Annotated in this window: 21 protein-coding genes; 9 read left to right on the forward strand and 12 right to left on the reverse strand. The window is 61.1% G+C overall.

The annotated features are described in order from the left end of the window. Nucleotides 1-35 precede the first annotated feature (35 nt). The 9 genes from KZX66_RS14025 to KZX66_RS14065 form a co-directional block, all read right to left on the reverse strand. Nucleotides 36-854 carry a phosphoglycolate phosphatase gene (locus tag KZX66_RS14025; protein ID WP_248080245.1) on the reverse strand — a complete coding sequence of 273 codons (819 nt, stop codon included), beginning with the start codon at nt 852-854 and terminating at the stop codon, nt 36-38. Further along, nucleotides 851-1,525 carry a ribulose-phosphate 3-epimerase gene (rpe, locus tag KZX66_RS14030; protein WP_248080246.1) on the reverse strand — a complete coding sequence of 225 codons (675 nt, stop codon included), beginning with the start codon at nt 1,523-1,525 and terminating at the stop codon, nt 851-853. The genes KZX66_RS14025 and rpe overlap by 4 nt, the downstream gene beginning before the upstream one ends. 84 nt (nt 1,526-1,609) lie before the next feature. Beyond that, nucleotides 1,610-2,758, reverse strand: a complete 1,149-nt coding sequence (locus KZX66_RS14035) for an iron-containing alcohol dehydrogenase (RefSeq protein ID WP_248080247.1) — start codon at nt 2,756-2,758, stop codon at nt 1,610-1,612. Nucleotides 2,759-2,910: 152 nt separating this feature from the next. Next, on the reverse strand, nt 2,911-3,735 hold the full coding sequence (locus KZX66_RS14040) for an ABC transporter permease (protein ID WP_017739612.1): 825 nt from the start codon (nt 3,733-3,735) through the stop codon (nt 2,911-2,913). 12 nt (nt 3,736-3,747) lie between these two features. After that, on the reverse strand, nt 3,748-4,995 hold the full coding sequence (locus KZX66_RS14045) for an ABC transporter permease (protein WP_248080248.1): 1,248 nt from the start codon (nt 4,993-4,995) through the stop codon (nt 3,748-3,750). Nucleotides 4,996-5,251: 256 nt separating this feature from the next. Next, a complete protein-coding gene (locus KZX66_RS14050) occupies nt 5,252-6,292 on the reverse strand; it encodes an ABC transporter substrate-binding protein (protein WP_248080249.1) in 1,041 nt (346 codons plus the stop codon). Between the two features lie 44 nt (nt 6,293-6,336). Next, the gene (locus KZX66_RS14055) at nt 6,337-7,449 is read right to left on the reverse strand and encodes an ABC transporter ATP-binding protein (RefSeq protein ID WP_248080251.1); all 1,113 of its coding nucleotides are present in this window, start codon (nt 7,447-7,449) and stop codon (nt 6,337-6,339) included. Nucleotides 7,450-7,675: 226 nt separating this feature from the next. Continuing rightward, nucleotides 7,676-8,305, reverse strand: coding sequence for a response regulator transcription factor (locus KZX66_RS14060; RefSeq protein ID WP_248080253.1), 630 nt, complete (start codon nt 8,303-8,305; stop codon nt 7,676-7,678). Nucleotides 8,306-8,323: 18 nt separating this feature from the next. Next, nucleotides 8,324-10,318 (reverse strand): transporter substrate-binding domain-containing protein, encoded by a 1,995-nt coding sequence (locus tag KZX66_RS14065; RefSeq protein WP_248080255.1) that lies wholly within the window; start codon nt 10,316-10,318, stop codon nt 8,324-8,326. 77 nt (nt 10,319-10,395) lie between these two features. Between KZX66_RS14065 and KZX66_RS14070 the strand changes: the two genes are divergently transcribed. Next, nucleotides 10,396-11,370, forward strand: coding sequence for an alpha/beta hydrolase family protein (locus KZX66_RS14070; protein ID WP_248080257.1), 975 nt, complete (start codon nt 10,396-10,398; stop codon nt 11,368-11,370). A gap of 27 nt (nt 11,371-11,397) precedes the next feature. Here KZX66_RS14070 and KZX66_RS14075 read toward each other — a convergent pair whose 3' ends face one another. The 3 genes from KZX66_RS14075 to KZX66_RS14085 are packed head-to-tail and all read right to left on the reverse strand — an operon-like array spanning nt 11,398 to nt 13,863. Further along, nucleotides 11,398-12,165: a TerB family tellurite resistance protein gene (locus KZX66_RS14075; protein ID WP_248080259.1), complete on the reverse strand. Its 768-nt coding sequence runs from the start codon at nt 12,163-12,165 to the stop codon at nt 11,398-11,400. A 1-nt stretch (nt 12,166) separates the two neighbouring features. Then, nucleotides 12,167-12,841 carry an N-acetylmuramate alpha-1-phosphate uridylyltransferase MurU gene (gene murU / locus KZX66_RS14080; protein ID WP_248080260.1) on the reverse strand — a complete coding sequence of 225 codons (675 nt, stop codon included), beginning with the start codon at nt 12,839-12,841 and terminating at the stop codon, nt 12,167-12,169. Beyond that, nucleotides 12,838-13,863: a phosphotransferase gene (locus tag KZX66_RS14085; RefSeq protein ID WP_248080261.1), complete on the reverse strand. Its 1,026-nt coding sequence runs from the start codon at nt 13,861-13,863 to the stop codon at nt 12,838-12,840. Before KZX66_RS14085 ends, murU begins: the two co-directional genes overlap by 4 nt. A gap of 130 nt (nt 13,864-13,993) precedes the next feature. On the opposite strand from KZX66_RS14085, the gene KZX66_RS14090 reads away from it, so the two are divergent. The 8 genes from KZX66_RS14090 (at nt 13,994) to KZX66_RS14125 (ending at nt 23,821) form a co-directional block, all read left to right on the forward strand. Further along, nucleotides 13,994-16,807, forward strand: coding sequence for an LPS-assembly protein LptD (locus KZX66_RS14090; RefSeq protein ID WP_248080262.1), 2,814 nt, complete (start codon nt 13,994-13,996; stop codon nt 16,805-16,807). After that, complete coding sequence (locus KZX66_RS14095; protein WP_248080263.1) at nt 16,782-18,122, forward strand: peptidylprolyl isomerase; 1,341 nt, start codon at nt 16,782-16,784, stop codon at nt 18,120-18,122. Before KZX66_RS14090 ends, KZX66_RS14095 begins: the two co-directional genes overlap by 26 nt. After that, nucleotides 18,119-19,108: a 4-hydroxythreonine-4-phosphate dehydrogenase PdxA gene (gene pdxA, locus KZX66_RS14100; protein ID WP_248080264.1), complete on the forward strand. Its 990-nt coding sequence runs from the start codon at nt 18,119-18,121 to the stop codon at nt 19,106-19,108. The genes KZX66_RS14095 and pdxA overlap by 4 nt, the downstream gene beginning before the upstream one ends. Beyond that, nucleotides 19,105-19,917, forward strand: a complete 813-nt coding sequence (rsmA, locus tag KZX66_RS14105) for a 16S rRNA (adenine(1518)-N(6)/adenine(1519)-N(6))-dimethyltransferase RsmA (protein WP_248080265.1) — start codon at nt 19,105-19,107, stop codon at nt 19,915-19,917. The genes pdxA and rsmA overlap by 4 nt, the downstream gene beginning before the upstream one ends. Before the next feature lie 104 nt (nt 19,918-20,021). Next, nucleotides 20,022-20,402: a Co2+/Mg2+ efflux protein ApaG gene (gene apaG, locus KZX66_RS14110; RefSeq protein WP_248080267.1), complete on the forward strand. Its 381-nt coding sequence runs from the start codon at nt 20,022-20,024 to the stop codon at nt 20,400-20,402. Continuing rightward, nucleotides 20,402-21,253 carry a symmetrical bis(5'-nucleosyl)-tetraphosphatase gene (locus KZX66_RS14115; RefSeq protein WP_248080269.1) on the forward strand — a complete coding sequence of 284 codons (852 nt, stop codon included), beginning with the start codon at nt 20,402-20,404 and terminating at the stop codon, nt 21,251-21,253. Before apaG ends, KZX66_RS14115 begins: the two co-directional genes overlap by 1 nt. Before the next feature lie 32 nt (nt 21,254-21,285). Next, entirely contained in the window at nt 21,286-21,615 is a 330-nt protein-coding gene (gene glpE, locus KZX66_RS14120; RefSeq protein ID WP_248080271.1) for a thiosulfate sulfurtransferase GlpE, read from the forward strand. 283 nt (nt 21,616-21,898) lie between these two features. Further along, a complete protein-coding gene (locus KZX66_RS14125) occupies nt 21,899-23,821 on the forward strand; it encodes a PrkA family serine protein kinase (protein ID WP_248080273.1) in 1,923 nt (640 codons plus the stop codon). The last annotated feature ends 110 nt before the right edge of the window (nt 23,822-23,931 follow it).

Genomic DNA, 23,931 nt, shown 5'->3' on the forward strand with positions numbered 1-23,931 from the left:
TAGGCAAACGTGCCGCGGAGCGCGGCCGGGATCAGTCAGGCGCGCCAACGCCAGCGGGCCAGGGCCTTGATGACTTTCATCCAGAGTTTGCGAGTGACCACCACGATGGGATTTCCAGAAGGGGACGGATCGGTATCGGGCAACGTTATCTCAGCGCCCGCTCCCAAGCAACCGGGGATTAGCAGTCGCAGGTCATCAATCACCAGTGCCGGCGACTCTTCGGCGATCGGCCGACCGTGGTTGTAGCCATAGCTCAAGGCTACGCACTGCACGCCCGCGGCTTTCGCCGCCTGCACATCGCTGCGTGAATCGCCGACGAACAACGACTGAGACGCCGGGATATTGGCCATTTTCATCACAAAAAACAGCGCCGCCGGATCAGGTTTCTTCTGCGGCAGGGTATCGCCACCGATGATCCAGCGAAAATACCGGCCGATTTTCATCTGATCCAACAGCGGCGCGACGAAACGCTCCGGCTTGTTGGTGATCAGGGCCATTTCCACGCCCTGTTTGCTCAGCCACTTGAGCGTGTCGCGTACGCCGGGGTAAACCACGGTCAGTTCGTGGCCGCCTTCGTACGCGGCGTTGAACAACTCAAGGGCGTGCTCGGCCTCACGCTCATCGACGCCGTCAGCATCGATATGGTTGGCCAGGGCCCGGCGCACCAGCATCTGGGCGCCATTGCCGACCCAGTCGCGTACCGACTCGAGCCCCGCAGGCTTGCGCCCCAGTTTGAGCAGCATCTCATCCACCGCTGCCGCCAGGTCAGGCACCGAGTCGATCAACGTACCGTCCAGATCGAACATCACCAGCCGTGGCAGTTTGCCGGGGAACAACTGCTCAAAGCCGCTCATGGACGCGCCAGGGCCAGTTCGGCACGCATCTTGTCGATGACCTCCTGATAGTTCGGTGCATTGAAGATCGCCGAACCGGCGACGAACGTGTCGGCACCGGCAGCGGCGATTTCACGGATATTGTTGACGTTGACCCCACCGTCGATTTCCAGGCGGATATCACGACCCGATGCATCAATCAACGCGCGGGCTTCTCGTAGTTTATCGAGGGTACCGGGAATGAATTTCTGCCCGCCGAAGCCTGGGTTGACGCTCATCAGCAGCACCATGTCGACCTTGTCCATCACGTACTTGAGCACGTCCAGCGGGGTGGCCGGGTTGAACACCAGGCCCGCCTTGCAGCCGCCTTCGCGGATCAATTGCAGGGTGCGGTCGACGTGCAGCGAGGCTTCCGGGTGGAAGGTGATGTAGGTGGCGCCGGCGTCGATGAAATCACCGATGATGCGGTCCACCGGGCTGACCATCAAATGCGCATCGATGGGCGCGGTGACGCCATATTTGCGCAGCGCCGCGCAGACCATCGGACCGATGGTCAGGTTGGGCACGTAGTGGTTGTCCATGACATCGAAGTGCACGAAGTCGGCACCGGCGGCCAACACGTTATCCACTTCCTCACCCAGACGGGCGAAATCGGCGGAGAGAATCGATGGGGCAATAACGAAGGGCTGCATGACGCACCTTTTCTGAGCTAAATCACGATGGCGCGCATTGTATACCTCATGCTTTGCCCTGCGCACCGTGACCTGTCTCAATGGCTAGTAAGCGGCCCGGTAGATTTTTTCGATATCCGCCACGCTGAGCTTGCGCGGGTTGTTGCGCATCAGCCGTTCGATCCCCGCAGCTTCGGCAGCCATGGCCGGGATCGCGTCTTCGGCAATCCCGAAACTGCGCAATCCTGCCGGGATCTCTACTGCGGCACACAGTCGCGTCATGGCCTCGACGGCCTGGTCCGCCGCCTCATTGACACTCAGCCCGGCAACGTTGACGCCCATGGCCTGGGCGATGTCCTGCATGCGTTCCACACAGGCCAGCTTGTTCCAGTGCATCACATAGGGCAGCAACAACGCGTTGCTGACGCCATGGGCGATATTGAAACGCCCGCCCAACGGATAGGCCAAGGCATGTACCGCGCCCACCCCGGCGTTGCCGAAGGCCATGCCGGCCATCAGGCTGGCGGTGGCCATATCGTCGCGGGCCTGCAGGTTGGCCGGGTTGGCGTAAGCCTTGGGAAGCGCCTTGGCAATGAGCTTGATCGCGCCAATGGCCAAGGCATCGGTGATCGGCGAAGCATTCAGCGACAGGTAGGCTTCAATCGCATGCACCAGCGCATCCACGCCACTGGCGGCGGTGACGCTGCGCGGGCAGGTGAGGGTCATTTGCGGGCTGATCAGCGCCACGTCCGGCAGCAGGTAGTCACTGACGATACCCTTTTTCAACTGCGCAACCTTGTCCGAGAGGATCGCCACATTGGTCACCTCCGAGCCGGTGCCGGCCGTGGTGGGAATGGCGATCAGCGGCGGGCCCTTGCGCGGCACCTGGTCGACACCGAACAAGTCCGCCAGCGCGCCGTGGTACCCGGCATAGGCGGCCACGCTCTTGGCGATGTCGATGGCACTGCCGCCGCCCAGACCGATCAGGCCGTCGTGCCCGCCGTCGCGGTAGGCCTGCATGCAGTCTTCGACGATGGCGATTTCCGGGTCGGGCAGCACGCGGTCGAAGATTTCGTAACTGCGCTCGCCCAGGTGCTCAAGCGCCAGCGCCACGGTGCCGGATTTGACCAGCACCGCGTCAGTGACAATCAGCGGGTTATCTACGTCCAGTCGGGTGAGTTCGGCGGCCAGTTGCTCGATGGCGCCAGCGCCGGTCAACAGTTTGTGGGCGATCTTGAATGAGGAAGTACTCATGTGCGCGGCCTCTTATTCTGAAATGGGCTGGCACAAGAGTAGCTTGGTATTTGAGGTTGCCTAGCATTCAGAAGCTGAATGGTCTTGCTGGCCCACCACACAACCACAGTGGAAGGGGCTTAGCCCTCCCACATTTTGATCGCTTCCAGGTTTTAGACCTGGGCCGTACGCAGTTTTTCGCTACGTCCACGCAGCCATTCCAGGGTCAGCAACAGCAACACCGAGAAGGCAATCAGCAAGGTCGCGGCTGCCGCGATCGTCGGGCTGAGGTTTTCGCGGATACCGCTGAACATCTGCCGTGGCAGGGTCGCTTGCTCGGGGCCGGCGAGGAACAGCGTCACCACCACCTCATCGAACGAGGTGGCAAAGGCGAACAGCGCCCCGGAAATCACCCCGGGCGCAATCAGCGGCAACGTCACTCGACGAAACGCGGTCAATGGCGAAGCCCCCAGACTGGCCGCGGCTCGCACCAGGTTATGGTTGAACCCTTGCAACGTCGCCGACACGGTGATGATCACGAAGGGCACGCCGAGCACGGCATGCACCACAATCAGCGAGAAGAAGCTGTTACCCAGGCCCAGCGGCGCAAAGAACAGATAACTGGCCACACCGATGATCACCACCGGCACCACCATGGGCGAAATTACCAGGGCCATGACCAGCGCCTTGCCGGGGAAATTGCCACGGGTCAGGCCGATCGCCGCCAGGGTCCCGAAGACCATGGCCAACACCGTGGCCGCGGGGGCCACGATGATGCTGTTTTTCAGGGCACGCATCCATTCGGCCGAGGCGAAGAAGTCCTGATACCAGTGCAGTGAGAAGCCTTGCAGCGGGTACACCAGGAAGCTGCCGCTGTTGAACGACAGTGGGATGATCACCAGCACGGGCAGGATCAGGAACAGCAGGATCAGACCGCAGAGGATCCGCAAGCTGTAGAACCACACCCGTTCCACGGGGGACATATAAGGGCTCAGCATCGCAAGGTCTCCTCAGCTCAGGCGCAGGCGGCTGGCGCCGACCAGTCGGTTGTAGATCAGGTACAGCACCACGGTCGCCAGCAGCAGCAAGCCACCCAGCGCTGTCGCCATGCCCCAGTTGATACTGGTGTTGGTGTAGAAGGCCACGAAGTAGCTGACCATCTGGTCGTTCGGGCTGCCCAGCAAGGCCGGGGTGATGTAGTAACCAATCGCCAGGATGAACACCAACAGGCAACCGGCGCCAACGCCGGCGTAGGTCTGCGGGAAGTACACGCGCCAGAAGCTGGTGAACGGGTGGCAGCCCAGGGAAATCGCCGCACGCATGTAGGTGGGTGAGATGCCTTTCATCACGCTGTAGATCGGCAGGATCATGAACGGCAGCAGGATATGCACCATGGAGATGTAGACACCGGTGCGGTTGAACACCAGCTCCATGGGTTTGTCGATCAGGCCCATGCCCATCAACGCGCTGTTGATCAAGCCGCCCGATTGCAGCAGCACGATCCACGCAGCGACCCGCACCAGGATCGAGGTCCAGAACGGCAACAACACCAGAATCATCAGCAAATTGCTCTTACGCGCCGGCAGGTTAGCCAGCAGGTAAGCCAGGGGGTACGCCAGCAGCAGGCAGATGGCGGTGATTACCAGGCCCATCCAGAACGTGCGGGCGAAAATATCCAGGTAGATCGCCTGGTCCGGGGTGGCTGGGGCGATTTCGCCCAGGTCGTCGATACGGTGATCGACGGCCGCCAGCAGATAGTACGGCGTCAGGCTGCTGGTATTGCGCCGGATCGCCTGCCAGTACGCCGGGTCGCCCCAGCGTTCGTCGAGGTTTTCCAGCGCTTCTTTATAAGAGGCCGGCGCTTCGGTAAACGGCAGCGCCCGCGCGGTTTTGGTCAGCAGGCTGCGATAGCCGGCCAGTTCCATGTTCAAGCGTTTGGACAGATCGCCCAAGGTCTGTTTTTTGCGAGCCTCGCCCAGGTCCTCACTGAGGGCCTGATACACCGGTTCGCCCGGCAAGCCACGGCCATCCCAGGCCTTCACCGCCACCACGGTACGCGGCAAACCGCCCACCACTTCCTCGTTGCCGACGCTCTTGAACAACAACGCGACAATCGGCACCAGGAACACCAGCAGCAAAAACAGCACCAGCGGCGCAATCAAGGCCTGGGCCTTCCAGCGATTGAGCCGCTCGGCACGCGCCAGGCGCTGCTTGAGGGTGGGGCTGTTGACCTCGTTCGAGGGAACGGCGATGGCCATGGCTAACTCCGAAATACAAAAAAATGACGATAAACCTGTGCCTGGGCTCTGAGGCTGTGGTGAGCAGGAGAGGCCTGCGGTTTTTGGCACTGCTTCGCAGTCCCGCGCGGGGCAAGCCCGCTCACCACAGACATCTACTCACCACATAAATCCGCTCACCACGGGAGCCGGTCACCATGCAAGCCTGCTCAGCACAGAAGCCAGGTCACCACAGAAACCCGCTCACAAGGAGCGCCCATCGAGCACGGCAGGCGGGTTATTTAGCGGCCCACGAGTTAAAGCGCTGCTCGAGTTGCTCACCGTTATCCGCCCAGAAGCTCACATCGATCTGCACCTGGTTGGCGATGTTTTCCGGGGTGGTCGGCATGTCCTTGAGGATGTCCTTGGCCAGCAACGGTACGGCTTGGGTGTTGGCCGGGCCGTAAGCGATGTTTTCCGAGTAGGTCTTCTGCTGCTGCGGCGCGACCGAGAAGGCGATGAATTTCTTCGCGGCTTCGGCGCGGTCTTTGGCCAGGCCTTTTGGAATGGCCCAGGCGTCGAAGTCATAGATGCCGCCGTTCCACACCACTTTGAGATTGCTTTCTTTTTGCACGGCAGCGATGCGGCCGTTGTAGGCCGAGCTCATCACAACGTCACCCGAGGCGAGGTATTGCGGCGGCTGTGCGCCGGCTTCCCACCATTGAATCGACGGTTTGAGTTCGTCGAGTTTCTTGAAGGCACGGTCCTGGCCATCTTTGCCGGCCAGCACTTTGTAAACGTCCTTCGGCGCAACGCCATCGGCCATCAGTGCGAATTCCAGGGTGTACTTGGCGCCTTTACGCAGGCCGCGCTTGCCCGGGAATTTCTTGGTGTCCCAGAAATCCACCCAGCTTGTCGGGGCGGAAGCCAATTTATCGGCGTTGTACGCCAGCACCGTCGACCATACGAAGAAACCCACGCCGCATGGCTGGATCGCGCCCTTCACGTAGTTGGCGCTGTCACCGAACAGTTTCGGGTCCAGCGGCTCGAACATGTCTTCGTCGCAACCACGGGACAGCTCCGGCGATTCAACTTCCACCAGGTCCCAGGACACGCTCTTGGTGTCGACCATGGCTTTGACCTTGGCCATTTCGCCGTTGTACTCGCCGGCGACGATCTTGCCGTTGCCCGCGCTTTCCCACGGTGCGTAGAAGGCCTTGACCTGGGCGGCCTTATTCGCGCCACCAAAGGACACGACGGTCAGGTCCGGGCCGGCCATGGCCTGTGTCGCGCCCATCAAGCTCAATGCCAGGACGGAATACTTCAAGGAACTCAACATTGTTGTTCTCTCCACGTGCAGGGTTGGTGAAGCCATGGGGGCGATTAATTCGCCTCTAGAAGTGGGTCGAGTGCGCGAACGTGCTCGACTTGCCAGCCAATCGGTACCACGTCGCCAACGGCCAGGGCTGGATCCAGCTCGGCAATTGGTTGTTTCACAAAAAAATCGGCCTTGCCGCAGACTTCCAGGCGCACACGCACGTGGTCGCCCAGGTAGATAAATTCGGCCACCCGCCCGGAAAAGCGATTGACGCATGCTTCGCTGGAACCATTGAGGCTGACGCGCTCCGGGCGCACCGACAGCGTCACCGGGCCACCGAGCTGCCCCACATTCACCGCCAGCGCCTCGACTTTCTCTCCGCGCGCCAATTCCACCACGCAGCGGTCGCCGGTGTGGCTGTGCAGGCGACCGTTGAGGCGGTTGTTCTCGCCAATAAAATTGGCGACAAAGGTGTTCTTCGGCTCTTCGTACAAGGTCCGTGGCGCGGCGATCTGCTGGATCTCGCCCTGGTGAAACACCGCCACCCGGTCAGACATGGTCAAGGCTTCGCCCTGGTCGTGGGTCACGTACACCACCGTCACGCCCAGGCGCTGGTGCAGGTGCTTGATCTCCATCTGCATGTGTTCGCGCAGTTGCTTGTCGAGGGCGCCGAGAGGTTCGTCCATCAGCACCAGTTGCGGTTCGAACACCAGCGCCCGGGCCAATGCCACGCGCTGTTGCTGGCCGCCGGACAACTGCGCCGGGTAGCGCTGGGCGAACGCGTCGAGCTGGACCATGCTCAGCACGCGTTTGACGCGCTCGCTGATGTCGGTCTTGCTCAACCCGCGTACCGACAGCGGGAACGCCAGGTTCTCGGCCACGGTCATGTGCGGGAACAACGCATAGTTCTGGAACACCATGCCGATGTCGCGCTTGTGCGGCGGCACGTTGTTGATCGAGCGCCCGGCCAGCTGGATTTCCCCGGCGGTCGGCGTTTCAAAGCCGGCCAGCATCATCAGGCTGGTGGTCTTGCCCGAACCGGAAGGCCCGAGCAGGGTGAGGAACTCGCCCTTGCGAATCTCCAGGTTGAGGTCTTTGACGATCAGGTTCTCGCCGTCGTAGCTCTTCTGCACGCCACGAAAGCTGACCAGTACATCATTTGAATCCACCTCGCTCATACCCGCACCTTTGTGTTTTGGACTGCTGTGGCACAAGCGTAGTCCAGGGGCGAGGCCCCGGAAATCGGGAGCCAAGAGAGAATTGCATCAGCCGGATGGAAGGTTTGGTGTAGGGATCGCCCTACACGAATGGCGGGCACTGGACAGGGCAACCGCAAGCGGCGAGCTGCAAGCCTCAAGAACGGGCGCAGCGCTGTTTTGTGGGGTGTCGTTAATAGATATGTCGCTACAGAAGCTTGTGCTCCATCGCGTACTTCACCAGTTCGGCCAGGGAGGTGATGTTGAGTTTTTGCATCAAGCGCGCCTTGTGGGTGCTGATGGTCTTGCTGCTCAGCGCCAGTTGCTGGGCGATGTCGTTGACGTTGGCGCCCTGGGCCAAGCGCTCGAACACCGAGAACTCACGCTCCGAGAGCAACGAATGCAAGGGCCGGGTATCGGTGAGGCCGACCTCGAAGACCATGCGGTCGGCCAGGTCCGGGTCGATATACCGCCCGCCGGCCGCGACCTTGCGAATCGCCGTGAGCAGCAGCGCCGGGTCACTGTCCTTGGTCGCATAACCCGCGGCGCCCACCTTCAAGGCACGGGCGGCCATTTGCGCCTCATCGTGCATCGACAGCACCAGGATCGCCGGCGGGTTGCTCAGCGTGCGAATCCGCGCAATCGCTTCCAGGCCGTTGACGCCTGGCATCGAGATGTCCAGCAATACCACCTCGCACGGCACGTGACGCAAGGTCTCCAGCAACTGCTCGCCATTACTGGCCTCGCCCACCACGAGCAGGTCTTTGGCCAGGCCGATCAACTGCTTGATCCCTTCACGAACGATGGTGTGGTCTTCGGCTACCAGTACGCGGATCACAGGGGTTTCCTCTTATCGTTATGCATCCAACGGCACCGTCACACTCAGTGTGGTGCCCTCCCCCAACTCACTGTGCACGCTCAACTGCCCGCCCATAATCAACACCCGCTCGCGCATGCCGACCAGGCCGAACGAGACCGCGCGACCTTCAGGCTGGACGAACCCCACACCGTCGTCACTGATCGTCAGCCGCAGATCCGTGCCTTCGATGGCCAGGGTCAGTTCCACAGTATGCGCCTGGGCATGGCGCATCACATTGGTCAGCGCCTCCTGCAGGATACGAAACAGGCCGATAGCCTTGGCGTCACTCAGGGTTGGCAGGTTATCCGGCACTTGCACCAGGCAGGGGATTTGCGTGCGGGCCTCGAAGCGGCGGGCCTGCCATTCGATGGCCGAGGCGATACCGGCGTCCAGAATCGGTGGACGCAGCGCGGTGGCGACATCCCGGACCAATTGAAACAATTGGGCGATCAGGCGCTTCATGCTGTTCAAGCGCTCATGCAGGCCGGGGTCCAACTGCGCATAGGCCAGTTCGCACATGGAGGTTTCCAGCTTGAGCACGGTGAGCATCTGCCCAAGCTCGTCGTGCACCTCGCGGGCGATGCGCGCCTTTTCTTCTTCGCGCACGGTCTCCAGATGCGCGGACAGCTCGCGCAGTTGCGCTTCACTTTGCAACAAGGCGGCCAGGGTGCGACGCAGTTCGGTGACGTCATTCAGGTAGACCACCAGGTACTCGGCCTCGGCAAAGCGTAAAAAGCTCAAGGACACGTTGGCCGGCAGGATGCTGCCATCGGCGCGCAGGCAATTGGTGGCGAAATTCTGCGATCCCTCTTCGCTGGCCCGCGCGCGCTTCCACAGGTTGAGCCAGCGGTCCATGTCCAGCGTCGGGTCGAGGTCAACCAACGGCCGCTCGATCAGTGCGCCGGGGCCGTAACCCAGCATGTTTTCGGCGGCAAGGTTGGCGTAGCGCACATGGCTGTCCCAGTTCACCCACAGGATGCCCACGGTGCTTTGATCGATGGAAAATTGGGTCAGGCGCAACGCCTCGGCACCCGCCGCACGGGCCGCACTTTCTTCCCGGGCGGCCAACAGGCTGTGTTCCAGCGCATGCTGCTGACGGCGCTGCCAGAACACTATCGCCAGGCTGGCAAGCAGCAGCAGGCCCAGCAGCAGACTGAGGTTCTGCCACAAACCAGGGGATTCGGTCAGCCGCGGGTATTTGGGTTGCAGCCAGCGGTTGTGCAGTTGGTCGAGGTCACGGGCGGGAATGGCGCGCAAGGCGCTTTCCATAATGCCAGCCAGTTCCGGCCAGTCCCGCCGCGTAGCCACGCGCAGCAATTGCGGCAGGCCGATATCCCCCACCACCGCCAGCCCGGCGAACTCCGCCTCACCGGATAATCGACTTAACTGCGCTTCATCCACCACGGCATAACGCGCCTGCTGGCTCACCAGCAATTGCAACGCCTGGCGCTCCATGGGCACGCCTTGCAGGTTGAGTCCGGGGTAAGTACTGCGCAGATAATCGGCGACGCCGCTGGGCATGCGCACGGCAACGCGAGATAGGTCATCGAGCTTTTCCAGCTCCACGGCACCGGCGCCTTCACGGATACCAACGATGCGCTGGGGCACGCGCATATACGGGTCGCTGAACAACCACAGGCGTAAACCGGCCGGGGTTTGCTGCAGGCCTGGGGCGATGTCCACTTCGTCGTCGCGCACGGCGGCTTCCAATTGCTCCTGGCTTGGAAAATTGCGCCACACCAGGTCAATGTTCAGCGCCTTGGCCAGCCACTGCATCAATTCCACATTGGCCCCGGACAAGCGTTGCAAGCGCCGGTCGTATTGCGCGTAAGGCGCCTGCAACACCACGCCCACCCGCAGTTCCGGGTGCTGGGCCAGCCAGTCGCGCTGCTGCGCATTGAGCTGTGCCTGCGGCGAGGCAGGCGTGGGGGCGGCGTTTGCCATCAAGGCAAGGCACAAACAGCCGATAACCAGCAGACAGCGAAAACCCATGATCCACGTCTCACATCACTGACAAATACTGACCAACCCATTAGGCTGCTGGAATCTTTTCTGGCCGGAAACTAACGATGCCACTTCGAAACCGTTCGGCACTGCCAGCATTGTGCCTGTCGCTGCTGTTTACCAGTGCCTTTTCTGTACAGGCCGCTGATGCCCCTGAGCCGGCCGCCGAAAAACCCGTCGAACGCCAGCCTTTACCCGAACGCAGCCAGGAAGAGGCCAGCGCCCTGGAGCGCACCCTTCCCCAGCAGGAACAGCAACAACTGCAGGCTGGCAGTGATTCCTTCCTCGCCCTGTGGAAACCGGCCAACAGCGCCGAACCCGAAGGTGTGGTGATTATCGTCCCTGGGCGCGGTGAAAATGCTGACTGGCCTCAAGCAATCGGCCCATTGCGGCGCAAATTGCCGGACGCCCATTGGGGCAGCCTCAGCCTGTCGCTGCCGGACGTGAGCGTGGATACACTGCCGCCGCGGGTGATGGAAGCACCCAATGCCACCGTCGACACCAGCAGCAAAGAAGCAAGCACCGCCGACAAACCGATCGAACAAGCGGCCAGCGCAGAGGCCGAGGGCACCGACCCGTCGGTGGTGCCGGGCGCAGACGAGCAGGACAAGACCGACGCGTCACGCATCTTCGATCGTATCGACGCCGCCGTGGCCTTTGCCCAGACTCAAAGTGCACGCAGCGTGGTGCTGGTCGGTCATGGCACCGGAGCCTGGTGGGCCGCGCGTTATCTGAGCGAGAAACAACCGTCTCAGGTGCAAAAATTGGTGATGGTCGCGGCGCAGACGCCCAACGGACGCCACCCGGACGTGCAGCAACTCGCCCCGGCCCTGAAACTGCCGACCGCCGACATCTACTATCAAGACAACGCCCTGGCACGCAAAAACGCCCTGGCACGGGCCCAGGCGGCCAAACGCTTGAAAAATGATGGCTATCAGCAGGTTTCATTGAAGTCACTGCCCGGCAACAGTGCTGCCGAGCAGGAGCAGTTGTATCGGCGGGTCCGTGGTTGGTTGAGCCCGCAGGCCGGCACAGACTGAACGGATAAACCGATTAACCTGCGTTGATCAGCGAAAGTCCCGGCGCTCGCGAATCAACGCATAGGCGTTGTGCAGGTCGCGGGTGCGCTCAGTGGCGTCAAGCACTTGCGCGGGGCTGGCGCCGCTGCCGGCCACTTTGTCCGGATGGTGGCGACTGAGCAGGCGGCGATAGGCGCGTTTGATCACCGAAGGCTCAGTGGTTGCCGTTACGCCGAGCAAGCGCATCGCCTCTTGATAACTGGCACCACGGCTGACCAGCGGCTTGCGTTCCGGGGTGTAGTCCGCCGCCAGAGCCTGGAGCTGTTGCGGCGTCCAGCCCAACCATTTACCCCATTGCTCGATCAGATCGCGCTCGGCGTTATCGGCCTTGCCGTCCGCCCAGACCATCCGCCAGCACGCGCGCAGCACGCCTTCGGCGGCATGGGGCTGCGCCTTGAGCACACGCAGGTAACGGCGGACGCGGTCGGAGCCGGATTTGCCACGGTTGAAGGCCGTGATCGCGCGGCGCTGAGCCGATTCGGTCATGTCCAGCGCACGCATCTCCTGGCGCGCCTGCTGGATATGCCCATCCACTACCCGCCCGTTGCTTTTGGCCAGGCGCCCCAGCAGTACAAACAGCAATTCGTCATTGCGCAACGCCGGGCGCCCACCCAGACGTTCACGCAGTTGCGCCCAGCTGTGCAGTTGCAGGCGACGATCCAGCGCCTGCCCCAACAGCGCACCCAACAAGGCCCCCGGAATACTGGCAATGGCGAAGCCAGCCCCGGCGCCGATCAGCGTCCCTGGCCACAACATGCTACTGCCCCGCTGTCAGCAGGGTTTCGACTTGCGCCAGGCGCTCCAGCGTGCCGACATCTATCCAGCGTCCCGCCATGTGTTCCCCCGTTACCAGACCTTTGGCCATCGCCGCCCGTAAAAGCGGCGCCAGCTTGAAGGCACCTGCGCTGCACCCCTCGAACAACCTGGGGTCGAGCACTGAAATGCCACTGAAGGTCAGGTTATCGGCACCGGGCGCCGCATCATGAAGCAAACCCTGATCGAGGTGGAAATCTCCACCCGAAGGGTGATGTGCGGGGTTGTCGACCATCACCAGGTGCGCCAGGCCGTTGAGCGGTTGCTTGAGCCGAGCGAAGTCGTAGTCGGTCCAGATATCACCATTGACCACCAGAAACGGCTCGCCCCCCAGCAACGGCAAGGCCTGGAAAATCCCGCCGCCGGTTTCCAGCGGCTCGCCCTCAGGGGAATACCGGATACGCAGGCCAAACTGCGCGCCGTCGCCCAGGTAGTTTTCGATCTGCTGGCCGAGCCAGGCATGGTTGATCACAATATCGCTGAAGCCGGCCTTGGCCAGCGCCTCCAGGTGATACTCGATCAGGCGCTTACCGCCGGCCTGCACCAGCGGCTTGGGCGTGTGCAAGGTGAGCGGACGCATCCGCTCGCCTTTGCCGGCAGCCAGGATCATGGCCTTCATACCGTGGCCTCGGCGGGTTGGCGCAGGCTGCTCAACAACTCAGCCAAGTCACTCAGCTCCGAGCGGTCAGCCAGCACCGCTTCTATATAGGCAAAGAAGCGCGGCACGTCTGCCAGGTAGCGTGGCTTACCGTCGCGGTGGCAAATACGCGCAAAAATGCCGATGACCTTGAGGTGACGCTGCACGCCCATCAGGTCGCTGGCACGCAGGAAGTCTTCGAAGTCGCGCTGTACCGGGATGCCCAGTTCCGCAGCGCGCTCCCAATAACCGCGCTGCCATTCGCGCACGCGGGCCTGGGGCCAACTGAGGAAGGCATCCTTGAACAGGCAAGTGATGTCGTAGGTGACCGGGCCATAGACCGCGTCCTGGAAATCCAGCACGCCGGGGTTCGGCTCGCTGATCATCAGGTTGCGCGGCATGTAGTCGCGGTGCACCAGCACTTTGGGCTGCGCCAGCGCGCTGTCGATCAGGCGATCGCTGACCCGCTGCCAGCATGCCTGTTGCTGTGCGTCCAGCTCGACACCCAAATGCCTGCGCACGTACCACTCTGGGAAGAGCTCCAGCTCACGGCGCAGCAAGGCGACGTCATAGCTGGGCAGCGGTGCGTCCATCGGCAACTGCTGGAATGCCAGCAGCGCGTCGATCGCATCGGCAAACAATTGATCGGCATTTTGCTCGTCGATCACGTCCAAGTAGGTTTTTGTGCCCAGGTCATTGAGCAAAAGAAAGCCGCGCGGCAAATCTTCTGCATAAATTTTTGGAACATTTATGCCTGACTTTGCCAATAAATGAGCGATATCGACGAAGGGTTTGCAGTTTTCCTGGGGCGGTGGAGCGTCCATCACCACGAAAGTCCGGCCGCCACCTTCCCAGCGGAAGTAACGCCTGAAACTCGCGTCGCTGCTGGCCGCGGTCAATGTGGCCGGGGGTACGAGGCCCCAGTCTTGAGCGTTGAAAAGGATCGGCAACTGCTCATCCAGCCAGACTTCCAGCTGTTGTAAACGTAGATCTTGCTCGGGCATTACAAGGGTCTCCGACGGCGCTAGCCGTCAAGCGGGGCATGCTTTATTATCACGCATCTTTTTCAGACCATCGAGAGGCGTGCGGCCCAAACCGCGGGCAGATGGCACGCAGGAAGCCCGGACTAATAAGATGGCATTGAAATCCCCCGCGTTTCGTAGAAAATTTCCGTTGCTGGTAACCGGCAGTCTGCTGGCCTTGCAACCCTTCGCCACCTCATTCGTGGTCGCCGCGGAACAGTATGACTGCACAGTCTCTGCTTCGGGTGCCTGGGATTGCGCGCCGAAAACCGCCGCAGCCCCGTTGCCACCGCGCCCGGTGCATGACGGCGCTGCCGTCAGCTCGGCCAACAGCACGGCGCAGGCCGACGCTGGTGGCACGGCCGCGGCCGAGCCCAAGACCGCACTGGTCACCGAATCCAAGGGCCGTGGCCTGCGCTCGCGCAGTGCCGACTACAGCCACTTGGACTGGGTGCCTCGTGATAAGTTGACCGCGGCCCAACTGGCCGAAACCGGTCCTTATTGCGGCGGTGCGTACATCGAGCCGACTCGTCCTGGCATGAACGACAAGACGAACAAGAGCGATGCGCCCACCTTCATCGGCGCCAAAGCCTCTCGTTACGAGCAGGAACAGCAAGTCGCGACCCTGGCCGGTGACGTCGTCATGCGCCAGGGCAGCATGCAGCTGGAATCTGAAGAAGCCAGCCTGTATCAGGCCGAAAGCCGCGGCGAGCTGAACGGTAATGTTCGCTTGCGCGATAACGGCGCCCTGATCGTCGGCGACCACGCCGAAGTTCAGCTGGACACTGGTGCGGCGCAGATCGACAACGCCGAATACGTGCTGCACAAGTCGCGCATCCGCGGTAACGCGCTGTACGCCAAGCGCGCCGAAAACGCGATCATCCGTCTCAAGGACGGTACGTACACCACCTGTGAGCCGGACAGCAACGCCTGGCAGCTCAAGGGCAACAACATCACGTTGAACCCGGCCACCGGTTTCGGTACGGCGACCAACGCGACGTTGCGGATCAAGAACATCCCGATCCTGTACACCCCTTACATCTATTTCCCGATCGACGATCGTCGTCAGTCAGGCTTCCTGCCGCCAAGCTTCAGCACCGGCAGCGAAACCGGCTTTACCTTGCTCACGCCGTACTACTTCAACCTGGCGCCGAACTACGACGCTACGTTGTACCCGCAATACATGACCAAGCGCGGCATGATGATGGAAGGCGAATTCCGCTACCTCACCAAGTCCAGCGAAGGTCAGTTCGGCGGCGCGTACCTGAACGACGACAACGACGAACGCAAGCTGCAAACCGATTACGAAAAAACCCGCTACATGCTCAACTGGCAGCACAAAGGCGGGTTGGATTCGCGTGTAATGACGCAGGTCGACTACACCACGATCAGCGACCCTTACTTCTTCCAGGACCTGAAGTCCAACCAGGAAGGCGTCGAGAGTCGCGATTACGTCAACCAGCAGGGCTCCGTGACCTATCGCGGTGACACCTTCCAGGCACGCCTGAACCTTCAGGCTTACCAGCTGGCGACCATTTCCCAGGTCACGCCGTACGATCGTCTGCCGCAGATCACCTTCAACGGCACCCTGCCCTACCATCCGGGCGGCCTGAATTTCAGCTACGAGACCGAAGCCGTGCGCTTCAATCGCGACCTGGAAAACGGCACGTTTAAAGACCAGGACGGCGTGGCATCGGCTCGACTGGACACCTTTGTCCGCGGCCTCACCCGCGCCAACGGCACACGCCTGAACGTAGCACCAGCCGTCGAATACCCGATGAACTCGACCTACGGTTTCGTAACGCCGAAGCTCAAGTACGTCTATACCAAGTACGATTTGGACCTGGACAGCATCGGCAAGAACCAGATCATTGCTGACCAGGCTGCGTCCGTGGCGGCAGGCACCCCGTATGCGGGCGGCACCTTCAAGAGCTCCCAGGACCGTGCGGTTCCGGTGGCCAGTGTCGACAGCGGTCTGTACTTCGATCGCAACACCAACTGGTTCGGCAAGGACTATCGCCAGACCCTTGAGCCGCGTGCGTTCTACCTGTACGTACCGAACAAGGACCAGGCGGATATCCCGGTCTTCGACACCAGTGAATACTCGTTCAGCTACGCCTCGCTGTTCCGCGACAACCGCTTCAGCGGTTCCGACCGCATCGGCGACGAGAACAAGCTGTCGCTGGGCGTGACCAGCCGCTGGATCGAAGACAACGGCTTCGAGCGTCAACGCGTAGCCGTGGGCCAGGCGCTGTACTTCAAGGATCGTGAAGTTCAATTGCCGGGTGTTCTGGCCGCCGACCGCGCCGACGCGCAGTCCGATGTATCGCCGGTTGCCCTGGACTACGAGTTCCGTTTCAACCGCGACTGGCGTGCCACGGCCGACTACAACTGGGACACCGAGGAGCACAGCCCTCGTTCCGGCAGCGCAATGCTTCACTACCAGCCGGAAGACAACCCGAACAAGATCATCAACGTCGGTTATCGCTATCGTAACGACCAGGTCGTCTACAACCAGCTGACCGGCAAATGGCAGTTCGGTGGTGACTATGGTCAGCCGGGTGATCCGAACTTCGTGAAGGATTACTACAAAATCCAGCAACACGACTTCTCGATGATGTGGCCGATCATTCCCCAGTGGAATCTGATCACCCGCTGGCAGTATGACTACGCTCGCAACCGTACCTTGGAAGCCTTTGGTGGTTTCGAGTACGACAACTGCTGCTGGAAACTGCGCGTCATCAACCGTTACTGGGTTTCCAACGACGAATACAGCCAGATCGCCCCGCTTAACGAAAAGGGTGACCACGGGCTCTTCCTGCAAATCGTCCTCAAAGGACTCGGCGGCCTGACCGGCGCCAAGGTAGAGAGCTTCCTCGACAAAGGCATTGAAGGTTATCGTGAACGTGAAGACCAAGCTTTCTGATTGTCTGCGCCCGCTCGTACTGGGCGCGCTGTTCCTGGGGACCGCATCGGCACACGCTGCGGTTCAACAGCTGGATAAAGTGGTGGCCATCGTCGATAACGACGTGATCATGCAGAGCCAACTGGACCAACGGGTCAAGGAAGTTCAGCAGACCATCGCCAAGCGTGGCGGCGGCGTGCCGCCGACCAGCGTCCTGGACCAACAGGTGCTGGAACGTCTGATCGTCGAAAACCTGCAATTGCAGATCGGTGATCGTTCCGGCATCCGTATTTCGGACGAGGAACTGAACCAGGCCGTCGGCACCATTGCCCAGCGCAACAACATGAGCATCGATCAGTTCCGCGCGGCCCTGGCTCGCGATGGTCTGTCGTATGAAGACGCCCGTGACCAGATCCGTCGCGAAATGATCATCAGCCGTGTGCGTCAGCGCCGTGTGGCCGAGCGGGTTCAGGTGTCCGAGCAGGAGGTGAAGAACTTCCTGGCGTCGGACCTTGGCAAGATGCAGCTTTCCGAAGAACTGCACCTGGCCAATATCCTGATTCCGACCCCGGACAGCGCCAACTCCGAGCAGCTCAATGCCGCCGCTGCCAAAACCAAGGCAATCTATGATCGTCTGAAGGCCGGTGCTGATTTCGCGCAAATGGCCATCGCCCAGTCCGGCAGCGACAACGCCCTTGAAGGCGGTGACATGGGCTGGCGTAAAGCCGCTCAACTGCCACCTCCGTTCGACCGCGAACTGAGCGCCATGGAAGTCGGTGGTATCACCCAGCCGGCGCGCACTCCAGGTGGTTTCATCATCCTGAAGCTGCTGGAGCGCCGCGGCGGCGAGACCTCGCTGAAAGACGAAGTGCATGTTCGTCATATCCTGGTCAAACCGAGCGAAATCCGTACCGAAGCGCAAACCAAGGAACTGGCACAGAAGATCTATGACCGCATTGAAAGCGGTGAAGACTTCGCCACCCTGGCCAAAAGCTTCTCCGAAGACCCAGGTTCAGCCCTCAACGGCGGCGACTTGAACTGGATCGACCCGAAAGCACTGGTCCCCGAGTTCCAGCAAGTGATGGCCGATACGCCGCAAGGCGTGCTGTCCAAGCCGTTCAAGACTCAATATGGCTGGCACGTGCTGGAAGTTCTTGGCCGTCGCGCCACCGACAACACCAGTCAGGCCCGCGAGCAACAGGCACTCAACGTATTGCGTAACCGCAAATACGACGAAGAACTGCAAACGTGGTTGCGTCAGATCCGTGACGAAGCCTACGTCGAGAACAAGCTGCCAGGCGCCGGGCAAACAGGCACCGACCAGGCAGTACAGTGAAACCCCAGCGTTTCGCGGTAACACCCGGCGAGCCGGCCGGCATTGGCCCAGACCTGTGCCTGCTGCTCGCCTCGCACGCCCAGCCACACCCCCTGATTGCCATTACCAGCCGCGACCTGCTCCTTGAGCGGGCCGCGCAGCTGGGCGTGTCTGTCAATTTGCTGGACGCTGCGCCCGGAAACTGGCCCGACCTGCCCGCACCGGCCGGCAGCCTGTATGTGTGGGACACCCCGCTGCAGGCCAAGGTGGTTGCCGGGCAACTGGACAAGGCCAACGCGGCGTTCGTGCTCGAAACCCTGACCCGCGCAGGCCAAGGCTGCATTGATGGCGTCTTCGCCGGCATGATCACCGCCCCGGTACACAAAGGCGTGATCAACGAATCCGGCATCGCTTTTTCCGGCCACACCGAGTTTCTCGCCGAACTGACCCATACCGCTCAAGTCGTCATGATGCTGGCCACGCGCGGCCTGCGAGTCGCCCTGGTGACCACGCATCTGCCACTGCGTGAGATTGCCGACGCCATTACCGTCGAGCGCCTGGAGCGCGTGACGCGCATCCTGCATGCCGACCTGCAACACAAATTCGGCATCGCCCAACCGCGAATCCTGGTCTGTGGGCTTAACCCCCACGCCGGTGAAGGCGGCCATTTGGGCCATGAAGAAATCGACATCATCGAACCAACCCTGGAGCGTCTGCGCCAAGAAGGCATGGACCTGCGTGGCCCATTGCCTGCCGACACTCTGTTTACCCCCAAATATCTGGAGCACTGCGACGCAGTGCTGGCGATGTACCACGACCAGGGGCTGCCGGTGCTGAAATACAAAGGCTTCGGCGCCGCCGTCAACGTGACACTGGGCCTGCCGATCATCCGTACCTCCGTCGACCATGGCACCGCCCTGGACCTGGCAGGCAGCGGCAAGATCGATACCGGCAGCCTGCACGTGGCCCTGGAAACCGCCTATCAGATGGCCGAGACCCGTATATGACCGAGCATTACCAACACCGGGCGCGCAAGCGTTTCGGGCAAAACTTCCTGCACGACGCTGGCGTGATCGACCGGATCCTGCGCTCCATCCATGCCAAGCCCGAAGACCGCCTGCTGGAAATCGGCCCGGGCCAGGGCGCACTGACCCAGGGCCTGCTGGCCAGCGGTGGACAGTTGGACGTGGTTGAACTGGACAAGGACCTGATCCCGATCCTCAATCAGCAGTTCGCCGGCAAATCCAACTTCAACCTGCACCAGGGCGATGCACTGAAGTTCGACTTCAACACCCTCAACGCCGCGCCCAACAGCCTGCGCGTGGTGGGCAACCTGCCGTACAACATCTCCACACCGCTGATTTTTCACCTGTTGAACAACGCAGGGATCATCCGCGACATGCACTTCATGCTGCAAAAAGAAGTGGTCGAGCGTCTGGCCGCGGGCCCTGGGGGCGGTGATTGGGGCCGTTTGTCGATCATGGTTCAGTACCACTGCCGCGTCGAACACCTGTTCAACGTTGGTCCAGGTGCATTTAACCCGCCACCGAAAGTCGACTCGGCCATCGTGCGCCTGGTGCCGCATGCCGTGTTGCCACACCCCGCCAAGGACCACAAACTGCTGGAGCGTGTGGTGCGCGAAGCATTCAACCAACGCCGCAAGACCCTGCGCAACACGCTCAAGGCCCTGTTGAGCAATGCTGAAATCGAAGCAGCCGGTGTCGACGGCAGCCTGCGCCCCGAGCAACTGGACCTGGCCGCGTTCGTGCGCCTCGCCGACCAGCTTGCCATTCAGCCTGCGCCCGCGGCCGACTGATCACCTCGTGTACAGGCCGGACACATGTCTGGCCTAGTGCCCACCTCTTGGCCTAGACTGATCCGCATCTGCTGTCCTCCGCTTTTGCTTTTAAGGCCTCTTGCATGTCCGATCCTCGCTACCAGATCGACGTCAGCGTCGTCACCCGCTTCCTGGCGGACCAATCGCAACCCGAACACAATCGCTTCGCCTTTGCCTACACCGTCACGGTGAAAAACAACGGGCTGGTACCCGCCAAGCTGTTGTCACGCCACTGGGTCATCACCGACGGTGATGGTCAGGTCGAAGAAGTGCGCGGCGCAGGCGTTGTTGGCCAACAACCGTTGATCGACATTGGCGCCAGCCACACCTACAGCAGCGGTACGGTCATGACCTCCAAGGTCGGCACCATGCAAGGGTCGTATCAGATGAAAGCCACCGATGGCCAACTGTTCGACGCGATCATCGCGCCGTTCCGCCTCGCCGTTCCGGGGTCCCTGCACTGATGGCGACGTATGCAGTCGGCGACCTGCAAGGCTGCCTGGAACCCCTCAAGTGCCTGCTTGAACGCGTGGCCTTCGACCCGGCGAACGATCGACTGTGGTTGGTCGGCGACCTGGTCAATCGTGGCCCCGAGTCGCTGGAAACCCTGCGCTACTTATATAACCTGCGCGATTCCCTGGTCTGCGTACTGGGCAACCACGACCTGCACCTGCTGGCGGCGGGGAATAACATCGAACGCCTTAAAAAAGGCGACACCCTGCGCGAGATCCTCGAAGCGCCTGATCGCGCAGACCTGCTCGATTGGCTGCGCCAGCAAAAGATCATGCATTACGACGAAGGCCGCAACATGGCGCTGGTGCATGCGGGGATCCCGCCGCAGTGGACTTTGAAGAAAGCCCTCAAGTGCGCCGCCGAGGTCGAACACGCGCTGGCCGATGACAGCCTGTACGCCGCCTACCTCGATGGCATGTACGGCAACGAACCAGTGAAGTGGGACAACGACCTCATCGGCGTTGCCCGGCTGCGGGTGATCACCAACTACTTCACGCGCATGCGCTTCTGCACCGCCGAAGGCAAGCTGGACCTCAAGAGTAAGGAAGGCGCCGACACCGCCCTGCCAGGCTACAAACCGTGGTTCGCCCACAAAGAGCGCAAGACCCGTGACACGAAGATCATCTTCGGCCACTGGGCGGCTCTGGAAGGTCGCTGCGAGGAGCCTGGCGTGTTTGCACTCGACACCGGCTGCGTATGGGGCGGCGCCATGACCCTGATGAACATCGACTCCGGCGAGCGCCATAGCTGTCGGTGCGAACCCACACTTCCCGTTACACTGCCGGCTGCCGCCAAGCGCTAGATGCCGCTTGCCACCACGCCAAGGAGCCCGCCATGAGCGAATTCAAACGTATCCCTCCCGAACAAGCCCTGGCCCTGCGCGAGCAAGGTGCCGTGGTGGTTGATATCCGTGACCAGCCGACGTACTCGGCGGCCCACATCACCGGCGCCCGGCATCTGGACAACGTCAACATCGCTGACTTCATCCGCGCCGCCGACCTCGACGCGCCAGTGATTGTGGCGTGCTACCACGGTAACTCCAGCCAAAGTGCAGCGGCCTATCTGGTCAGCCAGGGCTTCTCCGACGTCTATAGCCTGGACGGTGGTTTTGAACTGTGGCGTGCGACCTATCCTGCAGAAATTTCCACTGGCGATTCGCAATAATTTTTTTCACACCCCGCTACCCCACGTGATGCTTGGGCTCGCGCCGTTTCTGACGAACGGCGCGGCCAAACTTATTACGTATCGCGCCTTGACCTCCCCGATTCCGAACTATCCTTAAGCGCAGGCCATCCGAATCAGGGGAGAGCCGGTACACCGGCGTGCGGGTCATCGGTAGCGTTTAGGGTGTTCTGGGGGGAAACAGCCATTGGCGTTCGTCAATGGTTGCCAGCATCGACTGATAGATCCGGCGTCGGCTCCACGTATCGAGCGAGGTGACGACGTCATGAGTATCTTTAGCCACTTCCAACAACGCTTCGAGTCCACGCAGCAGGAGGAACTCACACTTCAAGAGTATCTCGAGCTGTGCAAAAAGGACCGCAGCACCTACGCATCTGCCGCCGAACGCCTGCTACTGGCGATTGGCGAGCCGCAGCTGGTGGACACCTCGAATAACTCGCGCCTGTCGCGAATCTTTTCCAACAAGGTGATCCGCCGCTATCCGGCCTTTGAAGACTTCCACGGCATGGAAGAATGCATCGACCAGATCGTTTCCTACTTCCGCCATGCCGCCCAAGGCCTGGAAGAGAAGAAACAGATCCTCTACCTGCTCGGCCCCGTCGGCGGCGGCAAGTCGTCCCTGGCTGAAAAGCTGAAACAACTGATCGAGAAAGTACCCTTCTATGCCATTAAGGGCTCACCGGTCTTCGAGTCGCCCCTGGGCCTGTTCAACGCCACGGAAGATGGCGCAATCCTCGAAGAAGACTTCGGCATCCCGCGGCGCTACCTCAATACCATCATGTCGCCCTGGGCCACCAAGCGACTGGCCGAGTTCGGCGGCGATATCAGCCAATTCCGCGTGGTGAAACTCTATCCCTCCATCCTCAACCAGATCGGCGTGGCCAAGACCGAACCGGGGGATGAGAACAACCAGGATATTTCGGCGCTGGTGGGCAAGGTCGATATCCGCAAGCTCGAAGAATTCCCACAGAACGACGCCGACGCCTACAGCTACTCGGGCGCACTGTGCCGGGCCAACCAGGGCCTGATGGAGTTCGTCGAGATGTTCAAGGCACCGATCAAGGTGCTGCACCCGCTGCTCACTGCCACTCAGGAAGGCAACTACAACAGCACCGAGGGCCTGGGCGCGATCCCATTCACCGGGATCCTGCTGGCCCACTCCAACGAATCAGAGTGGCACACCTTCCGCAACAACAAGAACAACGAAGCGTTTATCGACCGGATCTACATCGTCAAGGTGCCGTACTGCCTGCGGGTCAGCGATGAGATCAAGATCTACGACAAGCTGCTGTTCAACAGCTCTCTGGCCAAGGCCCATTGCGCGCCCGACACCCTGAAGATGCTCGCCCAGTTCACGGTCCTGTCGCGCCTCAAGGAGCCCGAAAACTCGAACATCTATTCCAAGATGCGTGTGTATGACGGCGAAAACCTCAAGGACACCGACCCCAAGGCCAAGTCGATCCAGGAGTACCGCGACACCGCAGGCGTGGACGAGGGCATGAACGGGTTGTCCACTCGGTTCGCATTCAAGATCCTGTCCAAAGTCTTTAACTTCGACCCCCACGAGATCGCCGCCAACCCGGTGCACCTGCTCTATGTGCTGGAGCAGCAGATCGAACAGGAGCAGTTCCAGGCCGAAACCCGCGAGCGCTACCTGCGCTTCCTCAAGGAATACCTGGCACCGCGCTATATCGAGTTCATCGGCAAGGAAATCCAGACTGCGTACCTGGAGTCCTACAGCGAATACGGCCAAAACATCTTCGATCGCTACGTGCTGTACGCCGACTTCTGGATCCAGGACCAGGAATACCGCGACCCGGAAACCGGCGAAATTCTCAACCGCGTGGCTCTTAACGAAGAACTGGAGAAGATCGAAAAACCGGCTGGCATCAGTAATCCGAAGGATTTCCGCAACGAGATCGTCAACTTCGTGCTGCGCGCCCGTGCCAACAACAACGGTAAAAACCCGACCTGGCTCAGCTACGAGAAGCTGCGGGTGGTCATCGAGAAGAAAATGTTCTCCAACACCGAAGACCTGCTGCCCGTCATCAGCTTCAACGCCAAGGCCAGCAAGGAGGATCAGCAAAAACACAACGACTTCGTCACACGAATGGTCGAGCGTGGCTACACCGACAAACAGGTACGGCTTCTGTCGGAATGGTACCTACGGGTCCGGAAATCGCAGTGAGAAAAGCAGCTGCAAGCTTCTAGCGACAAGCTGCAAGGGTAAAGCCACTGATTCAAACATCAGCGGGCCCTCTCTTGCAGCTTGACGCTTACGACTTGAAGCTCCCCGGA

Origin of the sequence: Pseudomonas sp. EYE_354 (assembly GCF_023148575.1) — a bacterium.
Taxonomy (GTDB): domain Bacteria; phylum Pseudomonadota; class Gammaproteobacteria; order Pseudomonadales; family Pseudomonadaceae; genus Aquipseudomonas.

What these genes read in the sequence shown, in the direction of transcription:
- KZX66_RS14025 (WP_248080245.1), bottom strand. Translation starts at nt 854, where the DNA reads ATGAGCGGCTTTGAGCAGTTGTTCCCCGGCAAACTGCCACGGCTGGTG.
- rpe (WP_248080246.1), bottom strand. Translation starts at nt 1,525, where the DNA reads ATGCAGCCCTTCGTTATTGCCCCATCGATTCTCTCCGCCGATTTCGCC.
- KZX66_RS14035 (WP_248080247.1), bottom strand. Translation starts at nt 2,758, where the DNA reads ATGAGTACTTCCTCATTCAAGATCGCCCACAAACTGTTGACCGGCGCT.
- KZX66_RS14040 (WP_017739612.1), bottom strand. Translation starts at nt 3,735, where the DNA reads ATGCTGAGCCCTTATATGTCCCCCGTGGAACGGGTGTGGTTCTACAGC.
- KZX66_RS14045 (WP_248080248.1), bottom strand. Translation starts at nt 4,995, where the DNA reads ATGGCCATCGCCGTTCCCTCGAACGAGGTCAACAGCCCCACCCTCAAG.
- KZX66_RS14050 (WP_248080249.1), bottom strand. Translation starts at nt 6,292, where the DNA reads ATGTTGAGTTCCTTGAAGTATTCCGTCCTGGCATTGAGCTTGATGGGC.
- KZX66_RS14055 (WP_248080251.1), bottom strand. Translation starts at nt 7,449, where the DNA reads ATGAGCGAGGTGGATTCAAATGATGTACTGGTCAGCTTTCGTGGCGTG.
- KZX66_RS14065 (WP_248080255.1), bottom strand. Translation starts at nt 10,318, where the DNA reads ATGGGTTTTCGCTGTCTGCTGGTTATCGGCTGTTTGTGCCTTGCCTTG.
- KZX66_RS14070 (WP_248080257.1), top strand. Translation starts at nt 10,396, where the DNA reads ATGCCACTTCGAAACCGTTCGGCACTGCCAGCATTGTGCCTGTCGCTG.
- KZX66_RS14075 (WP_248080259.1), bottom strand. Translation starts at nt 12,165, where the DNA reads ATGTTGTGGCCAGGGACGCTGATCGGCGCCGGGGCTGGCTTCGCCATT.
- murU (WP_248080260.1), bottom strand. Translation starts at nt 12,841, where the DNA reads ATGAAGGCCATGATCCTGGCTGCCGGCAAAGGCGAGCGGATGCGTCCG.
- KZX66_RS14085 (WP_248080261.1), bottom strand. Translation starts at nt 13,863, where the DNA reads ATGCCCGAGCAAGATCTACGTTTACAACAGCTGGAAGTCTGGCTGGAT.
- KZX66_RS14090 (WP_248080262.1), top strand. Translation starts at nt 13,994, where the DNA reads ATGGCATTGAAATCCCCCGCGTTTCGTAGAAAATTTCCGTTGCTGGTA.
- rsmA (WP_248080265.1), top strand. Translation starts at nt 19,105, where the DNA reads ATGACCGAGCATTACCAACACCGGGCGCGCAAGCGTTTCGGGCAAAAC.
- apaG (WP_248080267.1), top strand. Translation starts at nt 20,022, where the DNA reads ATGTCCGATCCTCGCTACCAGATCGACGTCAGCGTCGTCACCCGCTTC.
- KZX66_RS14115 (WP_248080269.1), top strand. Translation starts at nt 20,402, where the DNA reads ATGGCGACGTATGCAGTCGGCGACCTGCAAGGCTGCCTGGAACCCCTC.
- glpE (WP_248080271.1), top strand. Translation starts at nt 21,286, where the DNA reads ATGAGCGAATTCAAACGTATCCCTCCCGAACAAGCCCTGGCCCTGCGC.
- KZX66_RS14125 (WP_248080273.1), top strand. Translation starts at nt 21,899, where the DNA reads ATGAGTATCTTTAGCCACTTCCAACAACGCTTCGAGTCCACGCAGCAG.